Here is a 15058-nt window from a genome sequence, read left to right on the forward strand (position 1 = left end):
GTCGACCGGCGAGCGCGCCATCATCGTCCTGGAGGGGCGCGACGCTGCCGGGAAGGGCGGCCTGATCAAGGCGATCGCTGCCAGGGTGAGCCCGCGTGTCTTTCGCGTCGTCGCGCTTCCGACGCCGTCCGACCGGCAGAAGACGCAGATGTACGTCCAGCGCTATGTCGAGCAGTTCCCGGCAGGGGGTGAGATCGTGATCTTCGACCGCAGCTGGTACAATCGCGCGGGGGTCGAGCATGTGATGGGTTTCTGCACGCCAGAGCAGCACCGGCGCTTTCTCGAGCTTTGCCCGATCGTCGAGAGGTTCATCGTCGGGGCCGGCATCCGCCTGATCAAGATCTGGCTGGAGGTCGGGCAGGAGGAGCAGGAACGGCGCTTCACGGCACGCATCGAGGACCCGCTGCGCCAGTGGAAGCTGAGCCCGATGGACCTCGAATCCTACAAGCGCTGGTACGACTACTCCTGGGCGCGCGACGAGATGCTCCAGCACACCGACACCAAGGATGCCCCCTGGTACATCGTCCGCTCCGACGACAAGCGCCGCGCCCGGCTCAACGCCATCGCGCATGTTTTGGCGCAGATCCCCTACACGCGCATCGACCGCGCCAAGGCAAAGCTGCCGGCCCGCTCGGAGAAGAGAAGGTACGACGACCAGGGGTCGCTCGAAGGCCGTCGCTTCATCGACGAGAAATTCTAACCGTCATGGTGCGGGCCCGCGGGCGTCGTTTTTCTGCCACGGCCAGCGACCGCTCACCTCGAGCTCGAGAGCGAAGCTCAGCAGCGTGCGGATCGCGACGATCACCGCGAGCACGCCGAGATTGTGCAGCGTCGGCTCCACGGCGACGGTGCCGATGATGTCGGCGATGACCAGGAACTCCAGGCCGAGCAGGATGGCGCGCCCGAGATCCGCCCGCAGGTCGTGATAGGCATCGCGCAAGGCGACGCCGTGCAGCAGCCGGACGGCGCAGGCGCCGCACGCCAGCAGGGCGCCGGCGATCAGCACGACCACGCCGACCAGTTCGACGATGCGGCCGGCGCTGGAGGCGAAGGCATCGATGGACATGGCTGAGCTGCCTCAGGCTTCGATCACAGCCTTGATGCGACCCTGGCCGCATTCGTTGGTGCCATCCTTGACGTGCATCAATGGCCGGGCGTGAAAAGTCGGCAAGGTATATGCGAGGCGACGCAGATGCGGTGGTTTGGCGGCGCGACCCTTTACGGCAAGGAGGGTACCCTTGTTCCTCGCGAAGTCGCACATACGAGCCATCGTCGGGGCTATTGTGCTGGCCAATAGCACACCGACTCTTGCGCAGGGCGAAGACAAGCTGTTTCGGAAATGCTTCAACAGTGCCATTCCCGATCAGGTCGTCGAGAGCTGCACCGCGATCATAAAGAGGGCGACGACCGAGCAGGAGGATCTCGCTGCCGCGCTCAAGGAGCGCGGTGTCGCCTACGACGATCTCGGGCAATATGGGTTGGCCATGCTGGATTTCGACCGGGCCATCGCCATCAATCCGCGGGACTGGGACGCTTACAACAGCAGGGGTACCACGAGGACTGCCTTGAAGCTTTACGCCCTGGCTGTCGAAGACTTCAGCAGGGCGCTTGCGCTCAATCCTCTGGCGCATGTGGTCTATGGCAATCGGTGCTTCGCGAAGGCACTCCTCGGCGAGCATGCAGCAGCCCTGTCGGACTGCGACAAAGGACTCCGGCTGCGAGCCAGCGATCCCGGCTTGCTTGCTTCACGCGGCTTCGTGAAGCTGCTGCTGAAGCAGTACGACCCGGCCATCGCCGACTATGACGCGGCGCTGAAGCTTCGACCGGACGACCCCTATTCACTGTTCGGCAGGGGAGCGGCAAAGCTCAGGAAAGGCCACTTGAAGGGAGCCGATGCCGACATCGTTCACTCGCAGGGGTTGCGGCCGGACATTGCCGACTACATGGCGGGCATCGGGATCCATCTTGGCGCGCCATAGCGACGCCGCGTGTGTCTTCGGCCCCAACGGCATGTCAGCGGGCCCCTACCCTTGCAAGCGACAGGGCAAGGAACCTGGATGAATCGGAAGCGGCCACGAGGCGCGGCTCGGCAAGCTCGAACAGTATCTGATGAGCAAGGACGATTCGGGCCGAAAGAGCAAGGGTGCGGTCGGCAGGCAAGGCTTCCTTGGGTAGTCGCAACGAGAAGGGAATGGGGACGAGCCAGCCGCTTCGGACCACTTGCTCTGCGAGTATCCGTGACGACGGCGGCTGCGACGGGTCGATGAGCTGGACCTGCAGCTCGACCCCTCTCGGCAGCGACGCCTTGTCGGGATAAGCGGCCGCTCCCTCGATGACGATGGCTGGCGGGAGCCGATCGCCGAGGTCGTGCAACAGCGCGCTGGCGTGAAACAGGACCGCCTGTCCGCGCTCGTCGAGCGCGCACGTGAAGCGAAAGTGGGCTGTCGTACCGTCCCGCCTCTGACGCCAGCCGGTTCCGGTGATGGTGGTGGAGATTGGCTGAGTGCCGACGATTTCCTGCGTTCGCTCGATCGTCATCCAGGGCTGGCCGTCGAGGGCAATTGTCACGAACGCAGGATCGCCTTGCCTGACTTCGCTGCCAGCCTTGCCGGCGCATCGCGACAGCGGGGCGGAGGAGACCCCGTCGGTTACCTGTGCATGAGCCGAATGTGCTGCCAGCGACAGGAATAGGAGCAGGCCGAGAATCCGCATCGCTGGTTACCTCGCGCAAGCCTGTGGGCCGCTTTTGCCGTGAAACGGCTCGCGAGGTGCCGAAAAAGCGTAGATACGGACCATCACTCGAGCAGCCACATCATAGGTCATCATTCGGTTCCCCCGCAGCCCGGCCACAATTGCGAGGGGAGGCACTGCAGGCATTGACCCAGGTCAAGAGGAGCGCGCGGCGGCATCGCGATCGCCATTTGCGGGGCACCGAGAATGTCCGAAAGGTTGATCTGGATCAGGGGCGCGAGCGCTGACAGCCTTCAAGATGCAACCCAATCTGTTTGGAGGTTGAGGCATGTCCTACAAGCACGTGATGTTTCGATCGGCCGCACGTGAAAAGGTGCTTCGCGGCGCCGCCCAGCTTGCCGACGCCATTCGCGTGACGCTCGGACCCAAATCGAAGTCGGTATTGATTCAGAAGAAGTGGGGTCCGCCGCTGGTCTGCAACGACGGCGTTACCATCGCGAAGGAATTCGAGCTGAAGGACCCGGAAGAGAATCTGGGCGCTCACATGCTGCGCCAGGCGGCGGAGCGGACCGGCGACCTCGTCGGTGACGGCACGTCCGGATCGACGCTGCTGGCTCATGCGATGTTTGCCGACGGCGTACGCAATGTCGTGGCCGGGGCCAGCGCCATCGATCTGAAGCGCGGCCTGGATCGCGGCGCAAAGGCCGCGATCGATGCCTTGAAGAAGATGTCACGGCCGGTGTCGACGCGGCTCGAAAAGGTTCAGGTAGCGACGATCTCGGCTCACAACGACGAATCGATCGGCGAGCTCGTGGCGGACGCCATGGAGAAGGTCGGCAATGACGGCGTCATCACCGTCGAGGAGTCCAAGACGACGGAGACCGTCCTGGAGGTCGTGGAAGGCATGCAGTTCGACCGCGGTTTCATCTCGCCCTACTTCATAACCAACGCCGAGCGCATGGAGGCGGTGCTCGAGGATGCCCATGTGCTGCTGTGCGATCGCAAGGTGGCGGTGCTGCAGGACATGCTTCCGATGCTCGACCAGATCGTGAAGTCGGGCCGGCCGCTGCTGGTGATCGCCGAGGACGTCGAGGGCGATGCGCTCGCGACCCTGATCGTCAACCAGCTGCGCGGTGCCCTGCGCAGTTGCGCCGTGAAGGCGCCCGGCTTCGGCGATCGGCGCAAGGCCATGCTGCAGGACATCGCGGTGCTGACCGGCTGTCAGGTCGTTTCGGGAGAGCTCGGGGTCAAGCTGGAGAACGTGAGCGCCGCGAGCCTCGGCAGGGCCAAGAGGGTGGTGATCGACAAGGATACGACCACCATCATCGGTGGCGCCGGCGACAAGGCCGCCATCGCCGGCCGGGTGGCGACCATTCGGCGCGAGATCGACGCCTCGACCAGCGACTACGACAAGGAGAAGCTGCGCGAGCGCCTGGCCAAACTTTCCGGGGGGGTCGCGGTGATCAAGGTGGGGGCACCGGCCGAGTCCGAGATGAAGGCCAGGAAGGAGGCCCTCGACGATGCGATCAGCGCCACCAAGGCGGCCGTGGCCGAAGGCATCGTGCCGGGCGGCGGCCTTGCCCTGCTTCGCTGCATCGACGCCGTCGCCCAGGAGGAGGCACGGTGCGAAGGCGACGAGCGAACCGGCGTCCAGGTGCTGAAGCGCGCCCTGGAAGCTCCCGCGAGGCAGATCGCGGAGAACTCCTCGACCGATGGCGGCGTCGCGGTTGCCCGAATGCTGGATGGCACGGGCAGCTACGGATTTGATGCAGCCCGCAAGAAGTACGTCGATCTGATCGAGGCAGGCATTGTCGATCCTACCAAGGTCGTGCGCGTCGGCCTGGAGAACGCGGTCTCGGTGGCGAGCGTCCTCCTGTTGAGCGAGGCAACCATGACGGAGATCGAGGAACCGCCCAAGACCGGCGCCGCCCGGGAACCCGAGCTCTCGCCGATGTGAGCTCGCACCCTTGCTCCATGCAGTGGGCCTTGACCCGCGGAGCGGGCCCGCGTCCCGAGCAGGGGCAATCGTGATCGTGCGATTGCCCTGGGCCGCTATTGGCGCAGGCTGAAGATGTAGGCGATGAGATCGTCCTGCTGTCGCCTGCTCAGGGCGAGGTCGGGCATGCGACCGTGCTGCGGATTGATCGCCGCCCGCAATCGATCAGCGGTCAGATCGGCACGCGCCGCGATTACGGGGAAAGTCGGCAGGCCATTGGCGGGTGCCTCGGTCCCCGTCCGCTCGACGACGTGACAGGCAGAGCACCATCGCCGCGCGATCTCGCGTCCCTGAACGATATCCTGGGCGGCGGCATAAGCGGGAAGGAGGGCTCCCAACCCGAGAAGGCAACGGATCGCGACGCGCATGCCGGTCTCCCGCTCGCGTTGGTCAGGCGTTCAGAAACTTGAGGCCGGCCTTGTCGACCAGGGCGATCGAACGGCTGCCAGCGGCGAGCGCGATAAGGCCGCTACGCGCGAATTCCGTGAGAGTGCGCGACACTGTCTCGATGGTGAGGCCGAGATGGTCGGCGATATCGTTGCGCTGCATCGGCAGCTCGAGATGGTCTCGTTCGTGCAGGCGCTGGGCGAGATCGAGCAGGAAGCTCGCGATCTTCTCCTTGGCGTTCTTGCGGCCCAGCAGCAGCATGTGGTCCTGCGCGCGCTGGAGGTTGCGGAGCATCGAGGACAGGACTTGCTCGCCGAACGCCGCGTGTTCGCGCGTCAGGCGATCCAGGCTGCTGCGGCGATAGGCCATTACGGTAGCGTCGCCGACGGCTTCGGCGGAAAACCGATGCTCGGCGCAGGCCTCGATTCCGAAGATGTCGCCCGGCAGATGGAAGGCGTCGATCTGACGTCGGCCGTCGCTCAGCAGCTTGCAGGTGCGCACCGTGCCGGACACGATTCTGTAGAAATACTCGGCGGGCTCACCCTCCGCGAACAGCTCCTCGCCCCTGGCCAGACGCAAGGTGATGCCCTGCGGCTCGCCGGTCGATTGTGGCGCCGCACCCTGCATCATCGGGGTGGCCGGCCGGGCTTGCATTGTCGTGGCGGTGAGAGCGTGGCGCATCGGCATCTCCTGTATCGGATGCCGTCTCGATACCCTTCCCTGGACCGGCCTGCCATTCGGGTATTGACCTACGGGAATCTACGTAGCTTTCGACGTCGGGCCCGTCTGGGATTGGCGACCTTCGATGCCGGGGCGCGGCGGAGTAGCCGCGGTGGCGCCATTCGCAATTCGCTTTGTCAGCTCCGCCATGGCCAGGTAGAGGCAAACCACAAGCGTGATCGCGACGAGGACGGGCCAAGGCGGTGGCGCGAAGCCGAACCAGGAGCCGACCCCGGACAACGGGAAAGTCAGGGCAAGAGCCAGCGCCGCCAGTGAGGAGACAATCAACGCCGGGTGAGCGCGGTCGCACCAGGGGCGGCCGCTGGTTCGGATGATGAAGATGACCAGGATCTGGGTTGCCATCGACTCCAGGAACCAGGCCGTGCGGAATTCCTCGGGCGAGACGTGAAACAGCATCAACAGACCGGCAAAGGTCAACAAGTCGAAAGCCGACGACAACGGCCCCATGACGGCGGCAAAGCGCGCGAGGGCACGCAGGTTCCAGGCTTGCGGTCGAGCCGTCGCCTCCCGTCGCACCGTGTCGAAGGGAATGCCGATCTCGGAAAGATCGTAGAGGAGATTGTTGAGCAGGATTTGCGTCGGCAGCATCGGCAGGAAGGGCAAGAAGAGCGATGCCGTCGCCATCGACAGCATGTTGCCGAAATTCGAGCTCGCACCCATGCGCACGTACTTCAGGATGTTGGCGAAGGTGCGGCGCCCTTCCTCGACGCCATCGGCCACGACCTCGAGGTCGGATGCCAGCAGGATCATATCCGCAGCGGCTTGCGCAACGCCGGTTGCGCCTTCTACGGAGAGGCCGATGTCGGCGGCCTTCAACGCCGGGGCATCGTTGATGCCGTCGCCCAGGAATCCCACCGTCTCGCCGTTGGCTTGCAATGCCCTTATCACCCGCAGCTTCTGGTCCGGGGTAAGGCGTCCGAAGGCGTCCGCCGTTCGCGCCTGAACGACAAGCGCCTCGTCGCTCAGCCGGGCGACGTCGGCTCCGGACAGCACCGTCGTGGCCGGCAGCCCCACCTCGCCCGCCAGATGTCGAACCACGACGGGGTCGTCCCCGGACAGGATCTTCACGCGCACCGCGGCATCCTTCAGGCGGGCAATGGCGGCGGCAGAGGTCGCTTTCGGCGGGTCGGCGAAGGTGCAAGTGCCTTCGTAGATCAGCTCGCGCTCGTCGCCGTCGTCGATCTCGCGCGCAGGGTCCGGCCATGGTCGCGATGCCACCATGACCGACCTCAGCCCCTGCTCGGCCAGCCTGCGCATTCGGCGCAGTGCCTCGCTTCGATCGGCCTCGGTCATCGGCTGCTCGCCGCCTGCACTGCGCAGCGACGTGCACAAGGGCAATATCGCCTCGGGAGATCCCTTGGCGATCAGCACCCTGCCCTCGGGCCCCTCGGCAAGCACCGACCCGAGACGCCGTTGGAAGTCGAAAGCCCGACGCGCCAACAACATCCAGGCCGACCCTTCGGCGGTGCCTGCAACGAGGGCCGCGTCGAGAGAGCCGCGATCGCCGCCCAGCTGTGCTGCCACGGCGCCCAGCCGGGCAGCGCGTCCGTTCGTCTCGCCCCGACCGTCCAGGCTTTGCGCCAACATGATGCGGGCCGAGGTCAGCGTTCCGGTCTTGTCCGTGCACAGTACGGTCATGGCGCCGAGATCGTGAATCGAGGCCAGCCGCTTCACGATTACCTTGCGCGCGGCCATGCGCAACGCGCCTCGCGTCAGCGTGACCGTGGTGATCATCGGCAACAGCTCGGGCGTCAGTCCCACCGCGAGCGCCACCGAAAACATCAGCGATTCGAGCGTTGGACGCCCCACCAGCACATGTGCCGCCAGCACGACGACGATCAGGGCGATTGAAAGTCGGGCGACCAGTAGCCCGAAGGCGTGCAGATCGCGCTGGAACGGCGAGGGAGCCGGAGCTTCGGCGAGCGCCACGGTTGCCGCTCCAAACACGGTCGCCCGGCCAGTCCCGGCCACCAGAACGAGTGCATCTCCCGTTTGCACCACCGAGCCCCGAAATACGGCATTGCAGGCGTCCGCGGGCTCCGGCGAAATGACCCGTCCACACCGCTTCTCTACCGGGTAAGGCTCGCCGGTCAGGGCCGCCTCGCCGACCGTCAAAGCAGTGGACGCGATCAGCAGGCCATCGGCCGGGATGATGTCGCCAGCCCGGATCCGGAGCACATCGCCGGGCACGACACCCTCGATCGCCACTTCGCTGAAGTTGCCGTCGCGCCTGACCTCGGCCCGCAGGGCCACGGATCGGCGCAACAGGTCGGCGGCCTTGGCGGCGCGTCCTTCCTGGAAGGTGTCCAGCGCGATCGACAGGACCAGGACAGTGGCGATGATGCCACCGCCGATCGAGTCACTGGTAAGCGCCGACACGATCGCGGCGGCCAGAAGGATCAGGCAAAGCGGTTCCAGCAGGCGGCGCAGCACCGCGCGCAGCGCACCGATCGTCGCTGTCGGAGCGTCGCTGTTGGGTCCGTGTTGCTGCAGTCGAGCGGCGGCCTCGGCACTGCCCAAGCCGCCGCCAGTGCAGTGCAGGTGCTGACAAAGGGCATCCTCGCTCAGCGTCCAGAACGGCGCCGGCGGGCTGCTGCCGCCGGGAGCGCCGGCGGCGATCAATGGCCCAGCTGTGCCAGGCCGCTCCCGGTCAGGTTGGTCGGGCCGGCGCAGCGACGCATGGCGGCAATGGCTCGGTGTCCACCGCTTCCAGAGAGGGGGACAACGGCTGCGCCGTCGAACGCGGCGGGCTCGCCGCTCGGCTCGGCGAGCAGGTCGAGATGCAATGTCATGGTCTCCCCCGACTGCAGCGCGGCCACCAGATGGTCGGACAGTTTGGGGTAGGGACCGTCGTGGTCGTCGGCCACCACGGCGTAGGTGTCGGCAAACATCAACGAGACCGGGAAGGCGTGGCCATCGATCAGGAGTTCGGCACGCGGCTCGACCTTCGGGCGGCCGGCCGACGTCGCCTTGGCGCGCAACGGTCCGTCGTCAGTCAGGTAGAGCTGCAACTGCAGGAGTCGAGCGCCATTCGTCTGCTCGCAGGAGAGCACGATGGCGCTGATGTTGAGGTTGGTCTCGGCGGGCTCCACTACGGCATAGCGCGGATCGACGGTTTCCGGCTCGATCGACCAACCGACCGGTTCCGCGCCCGCAGGGCACACCGCCAGGCCGGCGAACAGGAGGACGGCGGACAGCAGGCGATGGTTCATCATGGCAACACCCCGTTGGTGCCAAGTTATGGAAACGGGGGAGAGCGCGCTTGATGCAGGTCAAGTCGAAGCCGGATTGCGACTGGTTTACTCACCGAGGCTTGCGGATGGAGCGTTCGGCGCCAGCTCGCCGAGGCGCCCGACCGAGAAGGGCCCGATCGAGAAGGAATCGTGAAGAAGGATCAGATCTTCAACTATGTGTATCTCGTGGTGGCCTTGCTCGCCATCGCGTTCGTGCGCGACCTGTGGGTCCAGCAGCAGAAAGTCGATCAGATCTCCTACAGCGAGTTCCGTGCCTTGCTCGACGCCGGCAAGGTGGGGGAGGTCACCGTCGGCGACACCTACATTCGTGGCACTCTCGCCAGTCCCGCGGCCGGCGAGAAACCCGAGTTCGTCACCGACCGGCTCGCCCTCGACGTTGCCAATTTCCTCGCCCAGTACAAGATCAAGTTCAAGGCCGAGCACGATTCCGGCTGGCTGAAGGCGGTTCTCTCGTGGGTCGTGCCGACGGCCCTGTTCGTCGGCATCTGGCTGTTCGTCGTACGACGGATGCAGACTGGTATCGGACCAGGCGGAGGCCTGCTGGCGATCGGCAAGAGCAAAGCCCGGGTCTATCTCGAGCGCAGCACCGGCGTGGATTTCGCCGACGTCGCCGGTGTCGACGAGGCCAAGGCCGAGCTCGAGGAGATCGTCGACTTCCTGAGGAATCCCGCATCTCACAGCCGGCTGGGGGCCCGGCTCCCCAAGGGTATCCTCCTGGTCGGTCCCCCGGGAACCGGCAAGACGCTGCTTGCCCGCGCCGTGGCGGGTCAGGCGGGAGTGGCCTTCTTCTCCATCTCGGGATCGGAGTTCGTCGAGATGTTCGTCGGCGTCGGCGCCGCGCGCGTCCGCGATCTCTTCGAGCAGGCCCGACGGCACGCACCGTGCATCATCTTCATCGACGAGCTCGATGCCCTGGGTCGCGCGCGCGGCAGCTTCGGGCTCGGCGGCCACGACGAAAAGGAGCAGACCCTCAACCAGCTGCTCGCCGAGCTCGACGGCTTCGACCCCAAGGCCGGAATTGTCCTGCTGGGGGCGACCAATCGTCCGGAGATTCTCGACCCGGCGTTGCTGCGCGCCGGCCGCTTCGATCGGCAGGTTCTGGTCGATCGCCCCGACAAGAAAGGACGGGCGGACATCCTCGCCGTCCATGTTCGCAAGGTGCGGCTGGCCAAGGGCGTCGACATGGAGCGCGTCGCGGCGATGACGCCCGGCTTCACCGGAGCCGATCTGGCCAACCTGGTGAACGAGGCGGCATTGCTCGCGACGCGGCGCGGCGGCGAGGACGTCACGCTCGCCGATTTCACGGCCGCGCTCGAGCGCATCGTCGGCGGCCTCGAGAAGCGAAGCCGGATCCTGAGTGCGGCCGAGCGTGAGGTCATCGCCTTCCACGAGTCCGGTCACGCCTTGGTGGCCATGGCGCTGCCCGGTAGCGATCCGGTCCAGAAGATCTCCATCATACCGCGTGGCGTGGGCGCGCTGGGCTACACCCTGCAGCCGCCGATCGAAGATCGCTATCTGCTGAACCGCAGCCAGCTCGAGGACCGCCTGGCCGTGCTGCTCGGCGGCCGTGCGGCGGAGATGTTGCGCTTTCCCTCGGTCTCGACCGGTGCTGCCGACGACCTGCAGAAGGCGACCGAGATCGCGCGCAGCATGGTCATGCGTTTCGGCATGGCCCCCGAGCTCGGTCCCGTGGCTTACGAAGGCGAGCCATCGCCCCTGATGACGCCGCTGCCGGGTTCGTCCTTCGGGCGCCCGCGCTGGTACAGCGAGGCGACGGCGAGCCGGATGGACGATGCCGTCGTGCGCCTGATCGGGCAGGGCCTCGAGCGGGCCAGGGCGATTCTGGAGCGCAATCGCGAACTGCTGCACGCGACCGCTCAGAAGCTGATCGAGCGCGAGACGCTCGGTGACGATTGGCTGGGCCCGTTGGCCAAGCGCGTCATCCCGGCCGAGCAACCGGGCGACACGATCGCCCGAACAGCCTGACGGGCAGACGCCTCCCTCGAAGAGCGCCTCGGCAAGCGTGGCGCCCTTGATGCCGATCAAGGTTCGCGCCACGCCTCCGGCCTATCGGTACCGGCGTGACCATCATGCACCGCCCCTTGTGAGCGCCCATGACTCTCCCTGGCACCGACGAGGCTCCGGCCCTGCAGCCTCTGCAGGGCGAACGAGACTCCGGCGGGGCATTGGTCCCGACACAGGCAGCCTCCCTGCCGGTCGTCCAATCCTCCGCCAAGGGCACGCCATTTCGCTGGCGTACCTTGCTGCTGGTGCTGCTCGTCGCGACCGTCGCGGCCGCCGGAGGAGGATATTGGTGGCAGCACCGCCTGCCGCCGCTCCCGGCGGGCATTGCCTTCAGCAACGGCCGGCTCGAGGCCGATCCGCTCGACATCGCGACCAAGTTCGCTGGCCGCATCCTGGAGCTGCGCGTCGACGAAGGAGACATGGTGAAAGCCGGCCAGGTCCTGGCGCTGATGGACACCCGGGATCTCGAGGCCTCGCTCAGGAAGGCCGAGGCTCAAGTCGAGCAGGCGACCAAGGCGATCGTCGAAGCCCATGCCCACGTGGCCCAGGCGCATACGCAGGTCGTGCTGGCGCAGCAGCAGATGGAGCGCGCCGAAAGCCTGCTGAAGAACGGCTGGATCACCCGCGAGCTGTTCGACCAGCGCCGCCAGCAGCTCGAAGGCGCGCAGGCCATGGAACGCGCGGTCAATGCCCGGGTTCTCGCCGCCGAGGCCGCGCTCAGCGGGGCGCGGCACGACGTCGAGCTCTACAAGGTCCATATTGCCGACAACACGCTTGTCGCGCCGCGCGATGGCCGCATCGAGTACCGTATCGCCAATGTCGGCGAGGTCCTGCCTGCCGGCGGCAAGGTCTTTACCCTGCTCGATGTCGGCTACGTCTACATGGACATCTACTTGCCGACGGCGACGGCGGGGCGGGTCAGGATCGGCAACGAGGGCCGCATCGTCCTCGATGCCTGGCCCGCGCGGCCAATCCCTGCAAAGGTGAGCTTCATCGCCTCACAGGCTCAGTTCACGCCCAAGATGGTCGAGACCCAGACGGAACGGGACAAGCTGATGTTCCGGATCCGGGTGCGCATCGACCCCAGCCTGTCGCGCTCCCACGCCGAGGCCGTGCGCAGCGGCGTGCCGGGCGTCGCCTATGTCCGGTTCGACCCCCACGTCGCCTGGCCGGAACGCCTGCAAGGTACCCCTTAGTCATGGCCCAGTTAGTCATGGTCGAGCCTGGCCAATCGGTCGTCGCCCGCCTGGTGGAGCTGGGCCACAGGTACCGGCGCGTGGCGCTCGGGGACGTCACGATCGACATCCCGGCCGGTCGTCTCGTCGGGTTGATCGGGCCGGATGGCGTGGGGAAATCGACCCTGCTCGGGCTCGTAGCCGGCGCCAAACGCATACAGCAGGGCCGGGTGTGGGTTCTCGGAGGCGACATGGCCGATGCGGGGCATCGCCGCGCGATCTGCCGGCGCGTCGCCTACATGCCACAGGGCCTCGGCAAGAACCTCTATCCGGAGCTGAGCGTGCGGGAGAACATCGAGTTCTTCGGCAGACTGTTCGGGCAAGGCCGCGCCGAGCGCGCCGAACGCGTCGACGAGTTGCTGCACAGCACGGGACTGGCCCCCTTCGCTGGTCGGCTGGCGCGACAGCTCTCCGGGGGCATGCGCCAGAAGCTGGGTCTTTGCTGCGCCCTGATCCACGACCCCGATCTGCTGATTCTCGACGAGCCCACGACCGGCGTCGATCCCCTGTCGCGCCGGCAGTTCTGGCAGCTGATCCAGCGCATGCGCGTGCGCCGGCCGGAGATGAGCATCCTGGTGGCGACGGCTTACATGGAGGAAGCGGAAAGGTTCGACTGGCTGATTGCCATGAATGCCGGGAAGGTCCTGGCTGCCGGCACGCCGGCCGACCTGATGGTGCGAACCGCCACGAAGAGCGTGGAGGAGACCTTCATTCGCCTGCTGCCCGAACAACTCAGGGACGGTCACCACGCGCTCGTCATCCCCCCTCGCCGCAGGTTCGACCACGAGCACGTGATCGCCGCCCATGGCCTCGCGCGCCGCTTCGGCGAGTTCACGGCAGTCGACCGCGTCGATTTCGCGATCGAAAAGGGGGAGATTTTCGGCTTCGTGGGATCCAATGGCTGCGGCAAGAGCACGACCATGAAGATACTGACCGGCCTGCTGCCGGCCAGCGAAGGCGAAGCAAGGCTGTTCGGCCAGCCGATCAATGCGACCGACGTGGCCTCGCGGGCGCGCGTCGGCTACATGTCACAGGCATTCTCGCTCTATTCCGAGCTGACGGTCCGGCAGAACCTGGACCTGCATGCGCGACTGTTCCACCTGCCGGCAAGCCAGGCGCGCCGGCGTGTCGACGAGCTGATCGCCCGCTTCGGGTTGGCCGAGCATGTCGAGCAGCTCGCCGACGCCTTGCCGCTCGGCATCCGCCAACGACTGTCGCTCGCCGTGGCAGTCGTCCATCGACCCGACCTGCTGATCCTCGACGAGCCGACCTCCGGCGTCGATCCAATCGCTCGCGACTCGTTCTGGGAGCTGTTGATCGACCTGTCGCGCAACCAGGGCGTCACGATCTTCGTGTCCACCCACTTCATGAACGAAGCCGCGCGCTGCGACCGGATCTCGCTGATGGACGGGGGACGCGTGCTCGACACCGGTGCACCCGCCGACCTCGTCCGCCGACGTGGTGCCACCAGCCTGGAAGAGGCCTTTGTGGGCTATCTCGAGGAGGCGGCAGAGAAGCGGACCCGGGAAGAGCCCGCCAGTGCGATGGCCGTCGCGCCGGCGCCCGCGCGATCGCGGGCGGAGATGCCGTCAAGTCTGTTCAGCCTGCGCCGGATGCTCGCCTACGCCATCCGCGAGGCGCTCGAGCTGATGCGCGATCCCATTCGCCTCGCCTTCGCCTTGGGCGGTACGGCCTTCCTCATGCTGGTGTTCGGCTACGGCATCACCACGGACGTGAACTCGCTCAGCATTGCCGTGCTCGACCGCGACAACACCTACGAGAGCCGCGCCTATCTCGAACAGTTGCGCGGCTCGTCCTACTTCACGGAGCGCGCGCCGCTTCGCGATGCCGCCGATCTGCAGGATCGCCTGAAGCGGGGCGAGGTAACCGCCACCGTCGAGATCCCTCCCGGCTTCGGGCGCGACATCAGGCGGGTGAGGCCGGCCGAGGTGGCGGTCTGGATCGACGGTGCCATGCCGTTTCGCGCCGAGACGATTCGCGGCTATCTCCAGGGTGCTCACCAGCGGTATCTCGCCGACCAGACCATCCGCGGCCACGCCGCGAGCGGTGCCCCGTCGGCCGACGCGGCCATCGAGGTGCGCTTTCGCTACAATCAGGATTTCGACAGCATCTACGCCATGGTGCCGGCGCAGATCGCCTTCCAGCTGGCACTCATACCGGCGATTCTCATGGCCCTGGCGATCGTGCGCGAGAAGGAGCTGGGTTCGATCGTCAACCTGTATGTGACGCCGGTCAGCCGCCTCGAGTTCCTGCTCGGCAAGCAGCTGCCCTACATTGCGGTCGCCATGGTCAACTTCGCCCTGATGGTCGCGATGGCGCTCTTTCTCTTCGGCGTGCCGTTGAAGGGCAGCTTGCCGCTGCTCGCGCTGGGCGCGCTGATCTACGTCGCCGCGACGACCGCATACGGGCAGGTGATATCGGCCTTCACCTCGACGCAGATCGCGGCGCTGTTCGGGACGGCGATCCTCACGGTGCTGCCGGCGACGATGTTCGCCGGCATGCTGGTGCCGACCTCGTCGATCACCGGCTTCGGCGCCCTTCTCGGCCGGTTGTTCCCGATGACCTATTTTCTGCCGGTGAGCCTGGGAGCCTTCACCAAGGGCCTGCACTTCGCCGACCTCGCGGGCAACCTGTTGATCCTGGCGGCTTTCATGCCGGGTCTGACGCTGCTTGGCCTCGTCCTGTTGCGCAACCAGGAGAAGTGACGC

At 66.4% G+C, this 15058-nt stretch carries 12 protein-coding genes; 6 read left to right on the forward strand and 6 right to left on the reverse strand.

The features are described from left to right. On the forward strand, positions 1 to 700 hold a 700-nt coding region (ppk2, locus tag AB7O82_RS10815; RefSeq protein ID WP_428619362.1), incomplete at its 5' end, for a polyphosphate kinase 2. 3 nt (positions 701 to 703) lie between these two features. Here the strand turns inward: ppk2 and AB7O82_RS10820 are convergent. After that, a complete protein-coding gene (locus AB7O82_RS10820) occupies positions 704 to 1066 on the reverse strand; it encodes a DUF1622 domain-containing protein (RefSeq protein ID WP_428538162.1) in 363 nt (120 codons plus the stop codon). A 172-nt stretch (positions 1067 to 1238) separates the two neighbouring features. Here AB7O82_RS10820 and AB7O82_RS10825 point away from each other — a divergent pair, with 172 nt between their 5' ends. Beyond that, entirely contained in the window at positions 1239 to 1979 is a 741-nt protein-coding gene (locus tag AB7O82_RS10825) for a tetratricopeptide repeat protein (RefSeq protein WP_428538159.1), read from the forward strand. Between the two features lie 34 nt (positions 1980 to 2013). Here AB7O82_RS10825 and AB7O82_RS10830 read toward each other — a convergent pair whose 3' ends face one another. Then, complete coding sequence (locus AB7O82_RS10830; protein ID WP_428538156.1) at positions 2014 to 2712, reverse strand: YbaY family lipoprotein; 699 nt, start codon at positions 2710 to 2712, stop codon at positions 2014 to 2016. 307 nt (positions 2713 to 3019) lie between these two features. Between AB7O82_RS10830 and groL the strand changes: the two genes are divergently transcribed. Further along, the gene (groL, locus tag AB7O82_RS10835) at positions 3020 to 4648 is read left to right on the forward strand and encodes a chaperonin GroEL (RefSeq protein ID WP_428538153.1); all 1629 of its coding nucleotides are present in this window, start codon (positions 3020 to 3022) and stop codon (positions 4646 to 4648) included. 95 nt (positions 4649 to 4743) lie between these two features. On the opposite strand, the gene AB7O82_RS10840 is transcribed toward groL, so the two are convergent. From AB7O82_RS10840 to AB7O82_RS10855, 4 genes are all read right to left on the reverse strand, one after another. After that, on the reverse strand, positions 4744 to 5055 hold the full coding sequence (locus AB7O82_RS10840; RefSeq protein ID WP_428538150.1) for a c-type cytochrome: 312 nt from the start codon (positions 5053 to 5055) through the stop codon (positions 4744 to 4746). 22 nt (positions 5056 to 5077) lie between these two features. Beyond that, positions 5078 to 5755, reverse strand: coding sequence for a helix-turn-helix domain-containing protein (locus AB7O82_RS10845; RefSeq protein ID WP_428538147.1), 678 nt, complete (start codon positions 5753 to 5755; stop codon positions 5078 to 5080). Positions 5756 to 5833: 78 nt separating this feature from the next. Further along, positions 5834 to 8437, reverse strand: coding sequence for a magnesium-translocating P-type ATPase (mgtA, locus tag AB7O82_RS10850; RefSeq protein WP_428538144.1), 2604 nt, complete (start codon positions 8435 to 8437; stop codon positions 5834 to 5836). Next, on the reverse strand, positions 8434 to 9030 hold the full coding sequence (locus tag AB7O82_RS10855; RefSeq protein ID WP_428538141.1) for a hypothetical protein: 597 nt from the start codon (positions 9028 to 9030) through the stop codon (positions 8434 to 8436). The genes mgtA and AB7O82_RS10855 overlap by 4 nt, the downstream gene beginning before the upstream one ends. A gap of 168 nt (positions 9031 to 9198) precedes the next feature. On the opposite strand from AB7O82_RS10855, the gene ftsH reads away from it, so the two are divergent. The 3 genes from ftsH to rbbA all read left to right on the forward strand — a co-directional run bounded on the left by ftsH (position 9199) and on the right by rbbA (position 15055). Next, positions 9199 to 11055: an ATP-dependent zinc metalloprotease FtsH gene (gene ftsH, locus AB7O82_RS10860; protein WP_428538138.1), complete on the forward strand. Its 1857-nt coding sequence runs from the start codon at positions 9199 to 9201 to the stop codon at positions 11053 to 11055. Between the two features lie 128 nt (positions 11056 to 11183). Beyond that, entirely contained in the window at positions 11184 to 12290 is a 1107-nt protein-coding gene (locus tag AB7O82_RS10865) for an HlyD family secretion protein (RefSeq protein ID WP_428538135.1), read from the forward strand. A gap of 2 nt (positions 12291 to 12292) precedes the next feature. After that, positions 12293 to 15055 carry a ribosome-associated ATPase/putative transporter RbbA gene (gene rbbA, locus AB7O82_RS10870; RefSeq protein WP_428538132.1) on the forward strand — a complete coding sequence of 921 codons (2763 nt, stop codon included), beginning with the start codon at positions 12293 to 12295 and terminating at the stop codon, positions 15053 to 15055. Positions 15056 to 15058: the final 3 nt, after the last annotated feature.

Source organism: Reyranella sp., assembly GCF_050185545.1.
In the GTDB taxonomy this organism is placed as follows: Bacteria; Pseudomonadota; Alphaproteobacteria; order Reyranellales; family Reyranellaceae; genus Reyranella.